The following is a 15312-nucleotide window of genomic DNA, read 5'->3' on the forward strand; positions in this document are numbered from 1 at the left end:
GCCGGCGGCACCAGCCCCGAGCCCGACCATGACCTTCGACGCCTTCGCCCTGATTCTCGCCATGCTCGCGCTGGGCTATGCCTTCCAGCGCGCGCGCGTGCTGCCCGACAACGCGGCGCAGACGTTGAACCTCGTGGTGCTGTACGTCTGCCTGCCGGCGGCGGTGCTGCGCTACGCGCCGCGGCTGCACCTGGAGCCGGCCTTGATCGGCGTCGCGCTGGTGCCGTGGTTGCTGCTGGCGGCGACCGTCGCGCTGGTGACGCTGGCGGCGCGCTGGCTGCGCTTCCGCGACGACGAACGCGCGGTGCTGCTGCTGACCGTGGCGCTGGGCAACACCAGTTTTCTCGGCTATCCGCTGACGCGCGCGCTGATCGGCGAACACGCGCTGCCGTACGCGGTGATCTACGACCAGTTCGGCGCGTTCCTGATGCTGTCGACGTTCGGGCTGTGGGTGCTCGCTCGCTACGGTGGCGACGCACCACCGACCGCGCGCGGGATGCTGCTGCGGGTGCTGAAGTTTCCGCCGCTGTGGGCGTTGACCTTCGGGTTCACGGTCATGCCTGCGGAACCGCCGTCCTGGATCGCCGGCGGCCTGCAGCGCCTGTCCGATGCGCTGTTGCCGCTGGCGATGCTGACCATCGGTCTGTCGGTGAAGCTGGCGTTGCCGCGCGACGAGCTCAAACCGCTGGCGATCGGTCTGGCGCTCAAGCTGGCGGTGATGCCGGCGTTGGCGCTGCTGCTGGTGCCGCTGATGGGTCTGCACGGCGAGATGGCCCGCACCACCGTGCTGGAATCGGCGATGCCGTCGATGGTGACCGCCGGTGCGCTGGCGATCTCGCACAACCTTGCGCCGCGTCTTGCCGCCGCGATGGTCGGCTACGGCCTGCTGCTGTCGCTGATCACGCTGCCGCTGTGGGCAGGCTTGCCGATCGGCTAGGCTTCCCGCACGCCGCATCGAATTCCATCCTTCTGTCCGACGCGACCGCCATGATCAGCAACGACATCGACATCGACCATTGGCGCCGCGCGCTCGCGCAGCATGCGCGCATCCAGATTCCCGACTTCCTGCAGCCCGCCGCGGCGGAGACGCTGGCGCGCGAACTGGCCGAGCGCGTGCCCTGGCAACTTGCCGAACGCAGCAGCGGCGAAGCGAGGACCACGCCGCGTGGCGCCTATCCCGACGATGCCGACTACGCACGCCTGCTGCAGCACGGCTATGCGCGCGCCGCCAACGCCTACCAGTTCGCCTACGACAGCTACATGCTGGTGAAGGCGGCGAAGGAAGGTTGGGACCCGGACCTGCTGGTCCACGGCGTGCTGCGTTTCCTGAACGCGCCGCAGTTCATCGCATTCGCGCGCCTGCTCTCCGGCGACGAGGCGATCTCCCGCACCGTGCTGCAGTGCACCCGCTATCGCCCCGGGCAGTACCTGATGCCGCACGACGATCAGGACGACACCGAAGGGCGTCGCTACGCCTTCGTGATCAATCTCAGCCGCGACTGGCGCCCGGACTGGGGCGGCCAGCTGCAGTTCCTCGACAACGACGGCGACGTGCTGGAGACCTTCCTGCCGCGCTGGAATTCGCTGAGCCTGTTTCGGGTGCCGCAGCGCCATCAGGTCACCTTCGTGGTGCCGTGGGTGGCGCATCCGCGGCATGCCATCACCGGGTGGTGGCTGGCGGGTTGAATGTGGACCGGCAGGCGGCGATAGACTGGCCGGCACACGCGGCACCACCGCCGCGCAACGGTGCGGGAGACCGGCAGATGTGGAAGCGGGCGATCTACTACGGCGCACTGCTGGCCGCCGGCACCCTGGCGCTGCAGTGGCTGGACTACCAGCGGCTGGCGCGCGCGCATTCGGACGCGATCTACATCTTCCTGATCGCCGCGGGCTTCCTCGCGCTCGGTGTCTGGCTCGGCGCCCGCGCGCTGGGGGCCGGCAAGCCGCCGCCCTTCGACGGCAATCCGCAGGCGGTGGCGTCGCTGGGCATCAGCCCGCGCGAGCTGACCGTGCTGCAGGCGCTGGCCGCCGGGCAGTCCAACAAGGAGATCGCCGCGCTGCTGGAGGTGTCGCCGAACACGGTGAAGACCCACGTCGCCCGGCTGTTCGAGAAGCTGGGCGCGCGGCGGCGGACCGAAGCCATCCACCGCGCGCGATCGCTGGGGATCCTGCCCTGACCGTCCCTGTCGCGCGCTTTTGCGGGTGATTTCCGCGGAATCACCCGTTCGGGCGATTGCCTGGCGACACCCCGACGCGGTCAATGACGCCTTCACCATTTCGAGGAAGACCCGCATGTTCCGCACCATCCTGCTCTGGGGCACCGTCGCCGGCCTGATCGTCGGCAGCATCCTGTTCGGGACCACGGTCGCGATGGCCGACCATCCGCCCTCGATGGGCATCGGCATGGCGATCGGGTACACGTCCATGCTGATCGCCCTGAGCGCGATCTTCGTGGGCGTGAAGCGGCATCGCGACGACGCCCTCGGCGGCGTCATCCGCTTCTGGCCGGCGTTCGGCATGGGGCTGGGCATCAGCGTCGTCGCGGGCGTGTTCTACGTCCTGGCCTGGGAAACCGCGCTGGCGGTGACCGGCCTGGACTACGGCGCCAAGTTCGCCGAGCACTTCATCGCGCAGCGCCGCGCCGAAGGCGCCAGCGCCGCGGAACTCGCGCGGATCACGGCCGAGATGAAGGCCTTCAGCGTCCAGTACGCCGACCCGCTGTACCGGATGCCGATGACCTTCACCGAGATCTTCCCGGTCGGCGTGCTGGTGTCGCTGATCTCGGCGGCGCTGTTGCGCAGGAGCAGCTTCCTGCCCGCGCGTCGCGCCTGAGGTTCGGCGGACGGAAGGATCAGTCCTGCGGGCGGTCGAACACCACGGCGACCGCGTCCGTTCCGGCCCGGGCCTTGAACCAGGCGACGATCCTGTCGCGGTCGGCTTCGTCGATGTCGTCCGACGACTGCACGATCAGTTGCACCACCGGCGAGGTCTCCGCGCCGTCGGCGATCCGGTAGCCCTGGCTGAGCGTGACCGAGGTCGTCGCGGGCAACAGCGCCCGCAGTTCCGCGGCGATCGCGTCCGTCTGATTCAGCAGGGCCTCGCGCGCGGCCAGACGGTCGCGCAGCGCGGCCAGTTCCGCATCCTTCTTCTGCAGCGCGTCCTGGCTGTCGCGATAGAGGTCGCTGAGCAGGCTGGATTTCAGCGCGGTCACGTCGATGCGATCGTTCTCGCCGGCCTGGTGCACCAGCATCTTCGCGCCGGGCAGGCCCGCGGTCGCGAGCTTGCCTTCGATGCGCTGCAGCGTGGGCCGGTCCAGCGGCAGGCCGATCAGCGACACCTCGATCGCCCGCGTCGCCGGATCGACCCGGGTATCGGCCACGTGCGCCCTGTCGAACGCGAACTCGTCGCGCACGAACGCGATCGCGCGCGACTTGAACACTTCCTGCTGCACCAGCCGGTACGCCAGCCAGGCGCTGGGCAGCGCCGTGGCCAGCGCCAGCATCAGCAGACCGTTGCGCAGCCGCCGCTCCACCGTCGAATCCACGGACGCATGCACCGGCACCCGCACCAGGCGGATGCCGATCACCGTCGCCAGCGCGATGAACACGCAGTTGATCGAATACAGATAGAACGCGCCGCCGAAGTATTGCCACTGCCCGGTGGCGAGCCCGTAGCCGGCGGTGCACAGCGGCGGCATCAGCGCGGTGGCGATGGCCACGCCCGGGATCACGTTCGACTTCTCTTCGCGGGTGATGCCGACGATGCCCGCCAGCCCGCCGAACAGCGCGATCAGTACGTCCCACAGCGTCGGAGACGTTCGCGCCAGCAGTTCCGACTGCGCTTCCGCCAGCGGCGTGACGAGGAAATACAGGGTCGACACGCCGAGGCTGATCGCCGAAGCGATGGCGAGGTTCCACAGGGAGGTGCGGATCAGCGCGAAGTCGTACACCGCCGCACCCAGGCCCACGCCCATGATCGGGCCCATCAGCGGCGAGATGAGCATTGCGCCGATGATCACCGCGGTCGAATTCACGTTCAGTCCGATCGACGCGATGAAGATCGCGAACATCAGGATCCATGGGGTCGCACCCTGCAGCGCCACGCCTTCGCGGATCCGGCGCTCGATGACCGCATCGTCGGCCTTGTCCGCCAGCAGGCTGAAGCGCACGGCCATCGCCCGGCGCAGGCGCGTCGACGAGGATGGCGGGTCGCGACGCGGTTCGGCGTGCGGTTCGGTCTTCATCGCGGCCTCGTGGTCGAAAGGGTCCCCGCGCACATGGTGCAGCGAAACCCCGCGGGGCGGGAGCCCCCGACGGCGATGCGGCGGACGACCGTGTGAAACGACCGCGATCCACGCGAAGACCGCGTCGATCCGGACCCGGCCGCGCGGCCTCAGCCGCCGTTGACCGTGTCGTAGAGCGTCTTCGCACCGGTGAAGGTCGGATCGACGTCCTCGTCTTCGCCCTGCGTGCCGTGGTCGTTGTCGAGGCGCCAGCTGAACATGCCCTGCAGCCCGTTCTGCATCGCGTACTGCGTCCAGGCCTGGGTGTCCGCCAGCGAGGTCTGCGCGTTGCCGTTCTCGGTGGCGACGCCGCCCATCAGCTTGTTGGCGGGAATGCCGGCGGCGACCCACACCGGCGCGTCGTCGGGCGTGCCGGAGGACGAATAGTCCTGCAGTTCGAACACATCCACGTTGTCGTTGAACGCCTGCACCGCGTTCTCGCCGTACAGTCCGGTCGGGCCGTTGCCCGGCCATGGCACCGAGACCGCGATGCCCAGGCCCGCAGCGCGGAAGCTCGGGCCGAGCTGGGTCACGAATTCGGGCACCAGCTGCATCGCGCCGAAGTCCTCGGCGTCGATGGAAATCCCGCCGTAACCGTTGGCCTGCAGCCAGGCGACGATGTTCGCGGTCGAGCGGTTGTCGTTCTGCGCGTTGTCGGCCACGGTCTCGGCGATGCCGGTGCTGCCCAGCCCCGCGTAGATCTGCACGCCCGGCACCTGGGCGAGGATCTGCTGCTTCACCTGATCGGCGTATTGCCCGGTCATGTCGACGGTGTAGCCGCCGGAGGGGTCGGACGAAAGCTGGCCGAACGCGAGGTTGTAGCGGGTCGCATAGTTCAGCGGGACGATCCCGTTCACGAGATTCTGCAGCCCGGTCGCGTTCCAGGTGTCGTACCAGGTCGCGATCTCGAAGGTGGATGTGCTTTGGCCGGACATGTGCGCGCTCCTTGAAGTGGGTGTTGCTTCCGTGGGCGATGATCCCGTGCGACGCATCGCACGGGATCATCGATGTCCTGCTAGAACGTGGATCGCGGGTGGATGCGGCCGGGGATGAGGTCGTTTGCCCTTCGTTCCCTTGACGCGGCATGCATCAAGCCGGAATCGCGCGAAGGATCTGCAGCACCGGCACGTCGAAACAGCGGGCGAGTTCGCGTGCGACGCGAAACCGGACGCGGCGCCCCAGCTCCGCGCGCTTGATCGTCGGGAGCGACACGCGGTAGCGGCGGTCCTCGCAGTGATCCGCCAGTTCCTGCTGGCTCATCAGGCGGGCGTGGCGCAGGCGACGCAGTTCGGCGCCATCGAGAAGGACGCTGCCAGGCTTCGGAGCGTTTTTTGCGATGAAGCGATCAGCGGCGTCGATGCTCGCGGCATCGTTGGGACGAGTGGAGTCGTTCATGAGAATCCCGGGGAAATGGTCGTATTCGGAAACCAGCCGTTATCGGCTGACCTCGAAACGATTGGGATTCTTTTTCCATGAGAAGAATCGCTCGCTGTTCGCATGATTGAGGCGTGCGCCGTGCGCCCGCTGGTGGTGCTGAGTGAATCAGAGGGAATGCTTCGACCGGAAAAGTCGCGATCCGATCAATGGCTCATCGCGAGGCGAGCCAAGAAAATTCTGGAATCCGGATCTTCGTCCGTGAAGTATCAGCGCAGTATCAGTTTGATGCCAATGTCCGATGGATCGAGGCGCACCCGATTGGGTTTTATGGGCCGTTGCCGTCAATCAATCCGCCGGCACGGTTCTCGGTCCTGCCCATTCGCGCAGTTCGTTCACCTGCTCCGCCATCAGTACCGAGAGTGGTCGCGTGTTCTTCAACTCCGCGCGCAGCTGGAAATCGCTGAGCGGGTGACCGGCGGCGTGGGCGGTGTAGAGCGCGGCGACGATGGCCTGTTCGATTTCGGCGCCGGAGAAGCCGTCGGCGGCGTGCGCGAGCGCGGCGAGGTCGAAGCCTTCGGCATCGACGCTGCGCCGGCGCAGATGCAGGGCGAAGAGTTCGGCGCGCGCTTCGGGGCTGGGCAGGTCGACGAAGAAGATTTCGTCGAAACGTCCCTTGCGCAGCAGTTCGGCCGGCAGGTCCTGCACCTGGTTGGCGGTGGCAACCATGAACACCGGCGATTTGCGTTCGGCCATCCAGGTGAGGAAGGTGCCGAGCACGCGGCGCGAGACGCCGCCGTCCTCGCCGCCGGAGCTGGCGAGGCCTTTCTCGATCTCGTCGATCCAGAGTACGCAGGGCGAGAGTTGCTCGGCCGAAGCCAGCGCGTCGCGCAGGTTCTTCTCGGTTTCGCCGTGGTACTTGTTGTACAGCGCGCCGAAGTCGAGGCGCAGCAGCGGTACGCCGAAGCCGGCGGCGATCGCCTTGGCCAGCATCGATTTGCCGCAGCCCTGGACGCCGAGCAGCAGCACGCCCTTCGGCGGATCGAGGCCGGGCGGGGCGTTGCCGTCGACGAACGCGGCGCGGCGCAGTTCGATCCAGCGCTTCACCCGCTTCGCGCCGATCACGTGATCGAGCTTCACCGGGTCGAATTCGTAGTGCAGATGACCGCTGCGGTTGATCAGCTCGAACTTCAGCTTGGCCAGTTCGGGCAGGTCGTCGGCGTTGAGCACGCCGTCGCGGAAGATCAGGTGGCGGGCGATGCGGCGGGCGTCGGTTTCGTTGAGGCCGCGCAGGTTGCGCACGATCTGCTTCACCGCGTCGGGATCGACCTCCACGCGCTTGCCGCCGTGTTCGCGGGTGTAGGCGGCGGCTTCGTCCTTCACCAGCTTCAGCAGCGCGTCGCTGCTCGGCAGGTGCGGGCGGTAGCGCACGGCGTGCGCTTCGAGGTCCGCGGGCAGTTCGATCTTGTTGCCGACCAGCACCAGCACGTGCGGCAGGCAGTTGCGGCGCTGCAGGATGTCGCGCACCTGGCGCTGGGTGCCGGCGTATTTCAGGTAGGGCGCGAAGTCCAGCAGCAGGAACACGCCGCGCTGGTCGTGGCGATAGATCGCCTGCAGGGTGGCGCCGGCGTCCGGTGCGACCTCGGCCGCGTCTTCGCGGTCCATGTCGATGCGGCGCAGGCCCTCGGTGATCGACCAGCGGAACAGCGCCCGCCAGACATGCATCAGGGACTGCCGGAACAGTTCGACCACCCGCGGCTCGTCGGGGGTTTCGATCACGATCAGGGGGGTATCGGCGCGGATCAGCGCCACGAGATCCTGGAGACCGCTCATTCTTGTCCGTAGCTCGGGGCAGGCGCCCGCAAAGGGCGACACGATAGCAAAGCGGCGCGTGGCATCCTGGAATTTCCTGATGCGCTCAGATGGGGTTGACGGTGGGCCGAGGTCGATAGTCTAGTGTCGGGCCCCCCCACCGCAACCCACAGGTTTCTTCCATGCGCAGCGACACCGTCCTGATCACCGGCGCCTCCACCGGAATCGGTCGCAGCACGGCCCTGCATCTGGCCGAGCAGGGCTACACCGTCTTCGCCGGGGTCCGCCGCGATGCCGACGGTGCGGCGCTGGTGGCCGCCGCGCCGGCCGCATCGGCCGCGCGGATCGTGCCGGTGCTGCTGGACGTGACCCGCGAGGATCACATCCGCGATGCTCTGGCGCGGGTCGAGGCCCACGCCCCGGACGGTCTCTATGCCCTGATCAACAACGCGGGCTTCAATCTCAACGGTGCGTTCGAATACACCACGGAGGCCGAGGCCCGCACGCTGATGGAGACCAATGTCGTCGGCCTGGCGGCCCTGAGCCGGGCGGCGCTGCCGCTGCTGCGCCGCTACGTGGCGGGCCATCCGGGCGCGACCGCCAAGCTGGTGAACCTCGGTTCGATCGGCAGTTTCGTCGGCATCCCGTGGGAGGCGTACTACCACGCCTCCAAATTCGCGGTGCTGGGGCTGAGCGAGGCCATGCGCCACGAGCTGTGGCCGCAGGGGATCCGGGTGGTGGCGGTGTGCCCCGGGGGCATCGTCACCGATTTCCTGCCGAAGACCCAGGCCGGCCTGAACGCCGGTCTGGCCGCCCTCCCCGCCGATGCGCCCCCCAATTACCGCACCGGCATGCAGAAGCTGCTGGCGATGGCGGGGAAGGCGTCGAGCATGGGGTCGCCGCCGGAAGCGGTGGCCAAACGGATCGGCAAGGTGTTGGCCACCGCCCAGCCGCGCATGCGCTACATGGTCGGCGTGGATGCGCGGATCACGCTCGTCCTGCAGCGGTGGCTGCCGGAAGCCTGGTTCCATGCCGTGATCCGCAGCCAGTTCACGGCTTGAGGCGCGACCGGGCACCCGGTCGCCGGAGCGGTCGCGGGTGCTAAGCTGCGGGCTCTTCACTGCGGAGGTGCCGATGAAAACGGTTCTGGTCGCCAGTTCGAAGGGCGGGGTGGGCAAGACCACCATCGCCACGCATCTCGCCGCGCAGGCCGCCCTCGACGGGCACCGCACCGTGCTGGTGGATGCCGACCCGCAACATTCCTCCACCCGCTGGGCCGAGCGCCGGGCCGAACTGGACAGCGCGGTGCTGCCCCTGGACGGCACCCGCCGCAACTGGGCGAAACAGATTCCCGACGACACCCAGCGCATCGTCATCGACGCCCCGGCCGGCTCCACGGTCGAGACGCTGGAAACCTTCTTCGAAGAGGCCGACGCCCTGGTGGTGCCGGTGCTGCCCTCCACGCTGGACATCGACGCCACCGTGGGCTTCCTCAACGCCGTGGCCAAACACCCGCGCGTGCGCCGCGGCCAACTGCGGGTGGGCTTGATCGGCAACCGCCTCAAGCCGTGGACGAATGCGTCGCAGCAGGCGGTGGAGCTGCTGAAGCAGTGGCCTTATCCGGTGGTCGCCGAACTGCGCGACAGCCAGGCTTACGTGATGCTGGTCGGCCTGGGCCGCAGCCTGTTCGACTATCACTCGCAGCAGGTGCGCGAGCATCAGGAAGACTGGGCGCCGCTGCTGAAGTGGTTGAAGAAGGGCTGACACCCCAATCCCGGTGCGCGGCACGCTGTTCCTTCCCCGGTAGAGCGGCCTTCAGGCCGCCGCTCTTCATGTACGAAAAAGCAGCGGCCTGAAGGCCGCTCTACCGCCGTGCATCACTTCGACAAAAGTCCAGCGTCGCGCAGCAACTGTTTGCCGAGCGCGATCCGCTTGTCCAGCACGGTCCGCATCGCGCGATCGTCCGCCGCGCTCAGATCGATCCCCAGCACGAAGCTGGCATGGCCCTTCGGGCCTTCGACCCAGCCGATCCACCAGGCGTTGCCGGTGCGGTCGCCGTCGCGGTGGGTGCCGGTCTTGCCGTAGATCCGGGTGCCGTTCGCGTCGTCGTCGCGCATCGCCGCTTTCACGGCAGCGAGGGTCTTCGCCGAGAACGGCAGGTCGCCGCGGCGCAGGCGGTCGACGAAGGCCAGTTGCTGGCGCGCGGTGACGGTGAGCACGCCGTCGTGCCAGGCCAGCGCCGGCGTCGCGCCGATGCGGCCGTTGCCGTAGCCCACGCGCTGCACCCACGCGGCCAATCGCTCGCGGCCGATGCGCTCGGCGAGCACGCCGAAGTAACTTTCGCTGGAGGTCCGCATCGCTTCGCGCAGCGCCATGTCGCGCTGCCATGCCGGTCGGTCGGGATAGGGCTTGCCGTTCCAGGGCACGATCTCGTCGGCGCTTTTCAGGATGCCGGTTTCCAGCGCGATCAGCGCGAGCATCGGCTTGAACGTCGATGCCGGCCGCAGCGGCGTGTCCGCCAGCGCCGCACCGTGCACCACCTGCGCGCGCTGGCCGTCGCGCTGCAGCAGGAACGTGCCGGGTTGGCCGTAGGCGGCGAAGCGTGCGGCGGCGCTGGCGGTCGGCGCGGGTGTTGCGGGCGGCGCGGCGCACAGCATCGGCGCGAGGGCGAGCAGGCAGGCGACGAGCACGGTGTTGCGGAGGAAACGACGCATCGGGCGACTCCGGCGAAGGTGTGCGTCGCAGTGTCGTCAGCGCGCGGCCCGGCCCCAAGCGGTGCTGTCGTCGCGGGCGTCACTGATGTAACGTCCGTCACCGCGCCGCCCGGCGCGTGCCAGACTGGATCGATGAGCACACGCCCAGCGAAATCGACGACGAAGCCTCCGCGCCCGGCCCCGCGCCGCCGGACCCGATCCACCGATGCCGGCGCGCGCGGCGACATCGCGATCGAACTCGGGGCGCCGTCGCTGGTGCAGGACGCGCCGGTGCGCCATCAGTCGCTGTGGGTGCTGTTGCGGCTGTGGCTGGCGGCGCAGTCGGGCGAGGGCTGGCTGCGCGAGGCGCAGCTGCGGGAACGCTTCGCCAACGCGCGCAACCTGCGCATGATCGTCAGCCGCGCCTACGCCGATTTCGCGCGCTGGGGGCTGCGCGTGGGCTGGGGCACCGACCGCGCCCGCGATCCCGATCTGCTGCCGTTGGCCGGCCGCAACCGCGGCCCGTTCTGGCTGGCCGAAGGCGAGGCCGCGCGCCTGCGCATCCTGCTGCACGGCGAACCCGCGGGCACCGACGCGGTGATCGCATGGCTGGGCGCGTCGTCGGCGATGCGCGCATCCGCGGGCGCCGACGGCTTCGGCGATGCGATGGTGAGCAACGCTTCGCCCGCGTACTGGCATGCGTGGGCCGGCGCGCGCAAGGACATGCTCGACGGTCGCCTGATCCTCGATCGCGACCACGGCGCGCTGGCCGGTTATCGCCGCGCGCAGACCCTCACCGACGACCCGTGGCTGCAGGCGCTGGCGCTGCTGCAGCAGGCGATGGTGTGGCGTCGCGCCGGCAATGCCGACGCCGCGCGCGCGGTGCTGGCCGAACTCGACCGCCACTGGCACGACGAACAGGCCCCCGAGCATGCGTGGCTGGGCGCGATGGCGGCGATCGTGCAGGCGTGGTGCGCCTACGCCGGCCGCGATCCGCAGGCGGCGCGTCAGATCCTGCGCCAGGCGGCCGACGATCCGCGCTGGACCGGCCTGTTCCAGTACCACCCGCGGGTGCGCAGCGAACACGCGAACCTGCAGGCGCTGATCCATCGCGCGCTGGCGCTGGACGAACGCGTGGAGATCGCCGAGCGTACCGATGCCGCGCGCACGGCGGTGCGCTATTACCGCGCGGCGCTGGCGCTGGCGAACGAAGCCGAACTGTTCGACGCCGCCGCGTCCACCGCCAGCAACCTCGGCTGGTCGCTGTGGCTGTTCGAGCGTTGCGGCCTGGTCGTGCGTGATGGGGTGCGCGATGGCGGCCGCGATGGCGGGTCGGGCGACGACGGCCATCCGATGACGTGGATCGGATTGGCGGCATGGCTCAGCGGGCGTCATGGCGTCGGCGGCGGTTGCTGGAACACCATCTACCTGCTGCGGATGGCGCGTGCCGGTGGCCCGGACGCACCGCATCCCAGACTCGATGTCTTCCGTCGCTGGCCGGTGATGTCGCCGGAGGCGTTCCGCGCGCTGATCGCACCGATGACCCTCGGCGTGGAGTGGGAGAGCTGGCGCGCGCTCGCGGCGACGATGCAGGCGGACGTCGACGCCGGCCGGGTGCAGGTGGACGCCCTGCAGCGCGCCAACGTGCTGCTCGAAGTCGCCTGGTACGAGGCCCACGACGGCGAGCCCGCGCGCAGCGCCGAAGCCGCCGCGCGCCTGCGTCGTCGCCTGCGCGAACTCACGCCCACGGACCGGTTGTTCTTCCGCGACGCGCTGCGGCGGTTGCCCGAGACGCTGGATTGAACCGGGGCCGGCCGCGCGACCGCGCGGCCGATCCCGAATCGCGGTGGTTCGCGTTAAGCTGCCCCACATCCCGTCGCCCGAAGACTGACGCGCACATGCGAACCCTCATCCTGCTCCGCCACGCCCATGCCGAACCCGCCGACGCCGGACAGGCCGATGTCGACCGCGCGCTGTCCGCGGAGGGCCTGGCCGAAGCGGAGGCCGCCGGGGCCTGGCTGGCGGCGCAGGCGTTGGTGCCGGATCGGGTGCTGTGCTCGCCGGCGCGGCGCACGCGCGAGACCCTCGAAGCGGTGATGCGCGGCATCGGATTCGTCGAGCAGCGACTGGTCGACGGCATCTACGAAGCCACCGCCGGTGCGCTGGCCGAGCTGGTGGACGAGCACCACGAAGTCGAGCGGCTGATGCTGGTCGGCCACAATCCGGGCCTGGAGCGCCTCGCGGCGCTGATGCACAGCGGGCAATCCGGGGACTACCGCGGCATGCCGCCGGGCAGCGTCGTGGTCCTGCATTTCCCGACCGACGCCGTGGTGGAGCCCGGCGTGGCCACCCTCTCCGCGTTCTGGTGGCCGTGAAGCGGACTGCGTCCTTCCTTCCTTCTCTGCTCTGCGCGCCGGTCCTCTGCGCGATGTTCGCGGCGGGCCAGACGGCATCGGCGGCCGAGATCGATCCGGCCGAAACCCGCATCGGTTTCACGCTCAAGACCCGTTGGGGCCAGGTGTTGCAGGGACGGTTTCCGCGCTACAGCGGGCGCATCGAGACGCTCGACGACGGCCGTCGCCGCGTGCGTCTGGTGCTGTCGGCGCGGGATGTCGAGATCGTCGGTCATCCGAACTACACCGGCATGACCCGCGGCCGCGGCTTTTTCGAGGCCGAGCGTTTTCCCGACGTGGAATTCGTGTCCGATCCGTATCCGCCCGCCCTGATCGAAAAGGGCGGCAAGCTCGCCGGCGAACTGACCATCCGCGACGTGCGCCGTCGCGAAACCTTCGCGATCGAAGCCGCCGACTGCGCTCGCCCCGCCTACGACTGCGATGTCAGCGCCAACGGCAGCGTGCGCCGCAGCGACTACGGCGTGGACCGCTGGATCTTCGCGGTCTCCGACCACGTGCGCTTCAACCTGCGCCTGCGCGTGCGCGAGGACAGCGAATGAGCGGGGCGATCCGTGCGCTGCTGCTGTGCGTCTTCGCGCTGTCGCAGACCGCGTGCGCGACCTTGTCGACGTACGAGCAGGCGCAGGTGGAGATCCGGGTCGCCGTCGCCCGCAGCGTCGAAATCGACTGCAATCGCGAAGATGCGTGCGCGCGGCCTTCGCCGCTGCGCGCGCTGGGCGAGCGCGCCGCCGGCCTCACACCGTCGACGGTGGCGGATGACCCGTCCGTCGTCGCCGCAGCGCCGGCCGCGGGTCTGGCGGAGGATGCGCCGCCGGCACCGGCCGCAACCGCACCGGCCTCCGCATCGCCGCCGCAGCATTACGCCTTGATGCTCGACTACGGCCAGGATGCGCTGCTTGCGCGGCTGGATCTCATCCGCGGCGCCCAGCGCGCGATCGACATCCAGACCTACATCTTCGACGAAGACGATGCCGGACACCTGATCCTCGACGAACTGCTGATCGCGGCGAAGCGCGGCGTGAAGGTGCGATTGCTGGTGGACCAGCTGGCCGCGCTCAAGCGGGTGGACACGGTCGCGGCATTGGCCGGCGCGCACGTGAATTTCGAGATGCGGGTGTACAACCCGGTGCTCGGCCGCGCGCGCTTCGGCTATCCGATGTATGCGCTGGCCTCGGCATGCTGCTGGCGCCGGCTCAACCAGCGCATGCACAACAAGCTGATCGTGGTCGACGGTCTGGTCGGCGTCACCGGCGGGCGCAATTACCAGAACGACTATTTCGACTGGGACGCGCGCTACAACTTCCGCGACCGCGACATTCTCGTCGCCGGGCCCGCGGTCGCCGACATGCAGGCCCATTTCGAAGCGTTCTGGGATGCGCCGCTGAGCACGCCGCTGACCCGCCTGTCGGACGTGGGCCGGCTGGTGCTGCGCCAGGGCGTGCCGAAACTGCAGCATCCCGCGCCCGAACAACCGCGGCGGATCGAACTGATCGGTCGCGATGCCGACGACGCCGCGCTGGTGCGCAGCCGCCTGGTCGATGCGGCGATGCCGGTGCGCGATCTTCGCTACATCGGCGACCTGCCGGAAAAGCACGATGCCGTCGACGACCGCAACGCGACGTCTTCGCCGCTGCTGCGCGACCTGATCGACACCGCCGACGAACGCGTGCTGCTGCAGACGCCCTATCTCGTGCTGTCCAAGCCGGCGCAGCGCATGTTCCATGCGCTGCAGCAGCGATCATCGCCGCCGCGGGTGGTGATCTCCACGAACAGCCTGGCCGCCACCGACGCCTTCATCCCCTATGCGCTGTCGTACAAGTACAAGCGCCGCTACCTGCGCGACTACAAATTCGAGATCTACGAGTTCAAACCGTTTCCGCAGGATGCGCCGATCGACGTGGAGGCCACCGGCACCGTCGACATCGCGTGGGATGCGGACGGCACGCCGAGCGTGCTCGGTTCCGGTGGTTCGGGCGCCGGTTCCGGTTCCGGCTACCGCGGAATCGGCGACGGCAGTCGTTCGCCCGATCGGCCCACGCCGCTGGCGCGCGAGTATTCGGCGCTGCGCTATTCCAAGCGCGGCAGCAACGAACAGGTGCCGCTCAAGCGCGGCGGCGTGCGCTTCGGCCTGCATGCGAAATCGCTGGTGATCGACGACCGCGTCGGCGTGATCGGGACCCACAATTTCGACCCGCGCGGCGACACCTACAACACCGAAGCGCTGGTGGTGATCGACGATCCGGCGTTCGCGCGCGCGCTGGCCGCGAGCATCGAGCGCGACATGGCGCCGGCCAACGCGTGGATGATCGCGCGCCGCGACAAGCCGCCAGTGTTCTCGGGGCTGGAGTATTCGCTGGCGAAGGTCTCGGAGCTGCTGCCGCTGTTCGATTTCTGGCCGGTGCGCTACGCCACCAGCTACGAGTTCACGCCCGGGCCGGACTGCCCGGCGCCGATGTCGCCGCGCGACCCGCATTTCCGCCGCTGCTACGAGCCGGTGGGCGATTTCCCCGAAGTGGCGCCGGTGATCCGGCCGCTGACCCGCATCTTCACCGCGTTCGGGGCCGGTCTGGCGCCCATCCTGTAGGCGATCCCGTAGGGCGGGCCCAGGGCGCGCCGGGTTTGACCGTTTTGACCGGCCCGCAACGCCGGATCGCACCCCATTGCAGCCACGCCGGCGTGCCCGTCGGGGGCTGAATTCGCGCATTTGGCGCCTCAGGGCGGGCCGGAGTTCGACCGT

15 protein-coding genes are annotated in these 15312 nt (G+C 69.2%); 10 read left to right on the top strand and 5 right to left on the bottom strand.

The features are described from left to right. Positions 1-28: 28 nt before the first annotated feature. From ABD974_RS11880 to ABD974_RS11895, 4 genes are all read left to right on the top strand, one after another. Positions 29-937 carry an AEC family transporter gene (locus tag ABD974_RS11880; protein WP_345303549.1) on the top strand — a complete coding sequence of 303 codons (909 nt, stop codon included), beginning with the start codon at positions 29-31 and terminating at the stop codon, positions 935-937. 50 nt (positions 938-987) lie between these two features. Next, on the top strand, positions 988-1686 hold the full coding sequence (locus tag ABD974_RS11885; RefSeq protein WP_345303550.1) for a 2OG-Fe(II) oxygenase: 699 nt from the start codon (positions 988-990) through the stop codon (positions 1684-1686). A 77-nt stretch (positions 1687-1763) separates the two neighbouring features. Continuing rightward, entirely contained in the window at positions 1764-2177 is a 414-nt protein-coding gene (locus tag ABD974_RS11890) for a response regulator transcription factor (RefSeq protein ID WP_345303551.1), read from the top strand. Between the two features lie 115 nt (positions 2178-2292). After that, positions 2293-2832 carry a DUF4199 domain-containing protein gene (locus tag ABD974_RS11895; RefSeq protein WP_345303552.1) on the top strand — a complete coding sequence of 180 codons (540 nt, stop codon included), beginning with the start codon at positions 2293-2295 and terminating at the stop codon, positions 2830-2832. Positions 2833-2851: 19 nt separating this feature from the next. Here the strand turns inward: ABD974_RS11895 and ABD974_RS11900 are convergent, their stop codons facing one another. From ABD974_RS11900 to ABD974_RS11915, 4 genes are all read right to left on the bottom strand, one after another. Further along, positions 2852-4243, bottom strand: coding sequence for a DUF389 domain-containing protein (locus tag ABD974_RS11900; RefSeq protein WP_345303553.1), 1392 nt, complete (start codon positions 4241-4243; stop codon positions 2852-2854). Between the two features lie 149 nt (positions 4244-4392). Continuing rightward, complete coding sequence (locus tag ABD974_RS11905; protein ID WP_345303554.1) at positions 4393-5217, bottom strand: glycoside hydrolase family 18 protein; 825 nt, start codon at positions 5215-5217, stop codon at positions 4393-4395. Between the two features lie 154 nt (positions 5218-5371). Beyond that, on the bottom strand, positions 5372-5677 hold the full coding sequence (locus ABD974_RS11910; protein ID WP_345303555.1) for a helix-turn-helix transcriptional regulator: 306 nt from the start codon (positions 5675-5677) through the stop codon (positions 5372-5374). Positions 5678-6004: 327 nt separating this feature from the next. After that, positions 6005-7489: an AAA family ATPase gene (locus ABD974_RS11915; protein WP_345303556.1), complete on the bottom strand. Its 1485-nt coding sequence runs from the start codon at positions 7487-7489 to the stop codon at positions 6005-6007. A 161-nt stretch (positions 7490-7650) separates the two neighbouring features. Between ABD974_RS11915 and ABD974_RS11920 the strand changes: the two genes are divergently transcribed. Next, positions 7651-8529 carry an SDR family NAD(P)-dependent oxidoreductase gene (locus tag ABD974_RS11920; protein WP_345303557.1) on the top strand — a complete coding sequence of 293 codons (879 nt, stop codon included), beginning with the start codon at positions 7651-7653 and terminating at the stop codon, positions 8527-8529. A gap of 73 nt (positions 8530-8602) precedes the next feature. Then, on the top strand, positions 8603-9232 hold the full coding sequence (locus tag ABD974_RS11925) for a ParA family protein (RefSeq protein WP_345303558.1): 630 nt from the start codon (positions 8603-8605) through the stop codon (positions 9230-9232). A 113-nt stretch (positions 9233-9345) separates the two neighbouring features. Here the strand turns inward: ABD974_RS11925 and ABD974_RS11930 are convergent, their stop codons facing one another. Next, the gene (locus ABD974_RS11930) at positions 9346-10182 is read right to left on the bottom strand and encodes a penicillin-binding transpeptidase domain-containing protein (RefSeq protein ID WP_345303559.1); all 837 of its coding nucleotides are present in this window, start codon (positions 10180-10182) and stop codon (positions 9346-9348) included. Between the two features lie 132 nt (positions 10183-10314). Here ABD974_RS11930 and ABD974_RS11935 point away from each other — a divergent pair, with 132 nt between their 5' ends. From ABD974_RS11935 to ABD974_RS11950, 4 genes are all read left to right on the top strand, one after another. Further along, positions 10315-11964, top strand: coding sequence for a hypothetical protein (locus tag ABD974_RS11935; protein ID WP_345303560.1), 1650 nt, complete (start codon positions 10315-10317; stop codon positions 11962-11964). A 95-nt stretch (positions 11965-12059) separates the two neighbouring features. Beyond that, positions 12060-12536: a SixA phosphatase family protein gene (locus ABD974_RS11940; protein WP_345303561.1), complete on the top strand. Its 477-nt coding sequence runs from the start codon at positions 12060-12062 to the stop codon at positions 12534-12536. Between the two features lie 53 nt (positions 12537-12589). Further along, the gene (locus ABD974_RS11945) at positions 12590-13114 is read left to right on the top strand and encodes a YceI family protein (protein ID WP_345303562.1); all 525 of its coding nucleotides are present in this window, start codon (positions 12590-12592) and stop codon (positions 13112-13114) included. Then, the gene (locus ABD974_RS11950; protein ID WP_345303563.1) at positions 13111-15159 is read left to right on the top strand and encodes a phospholipase D family protein; all 2049 of its coding nucleotides are present in this window, start codon (positions 13111-13113) and stop codon (positions 15157-15159) included. Before ABD974_RS11945 ends, ABD974_RS11950 begins: the two co-directional genes overlap by 4 nt. The last annotated feature ends 153 nt before the right edge of the window (positions 15160-15312 follow it).

It is taken from the genome of Lysobacter hankyongensis (genome assembly GCF_039543145.1).
Lineage (GTDB): Bacteria > Pseudomonadota > Gammaproteobacteria > Xanthomonadales > Xanthomonadaceae > Lysobacter_I > Lysobacter_I hankyongensis.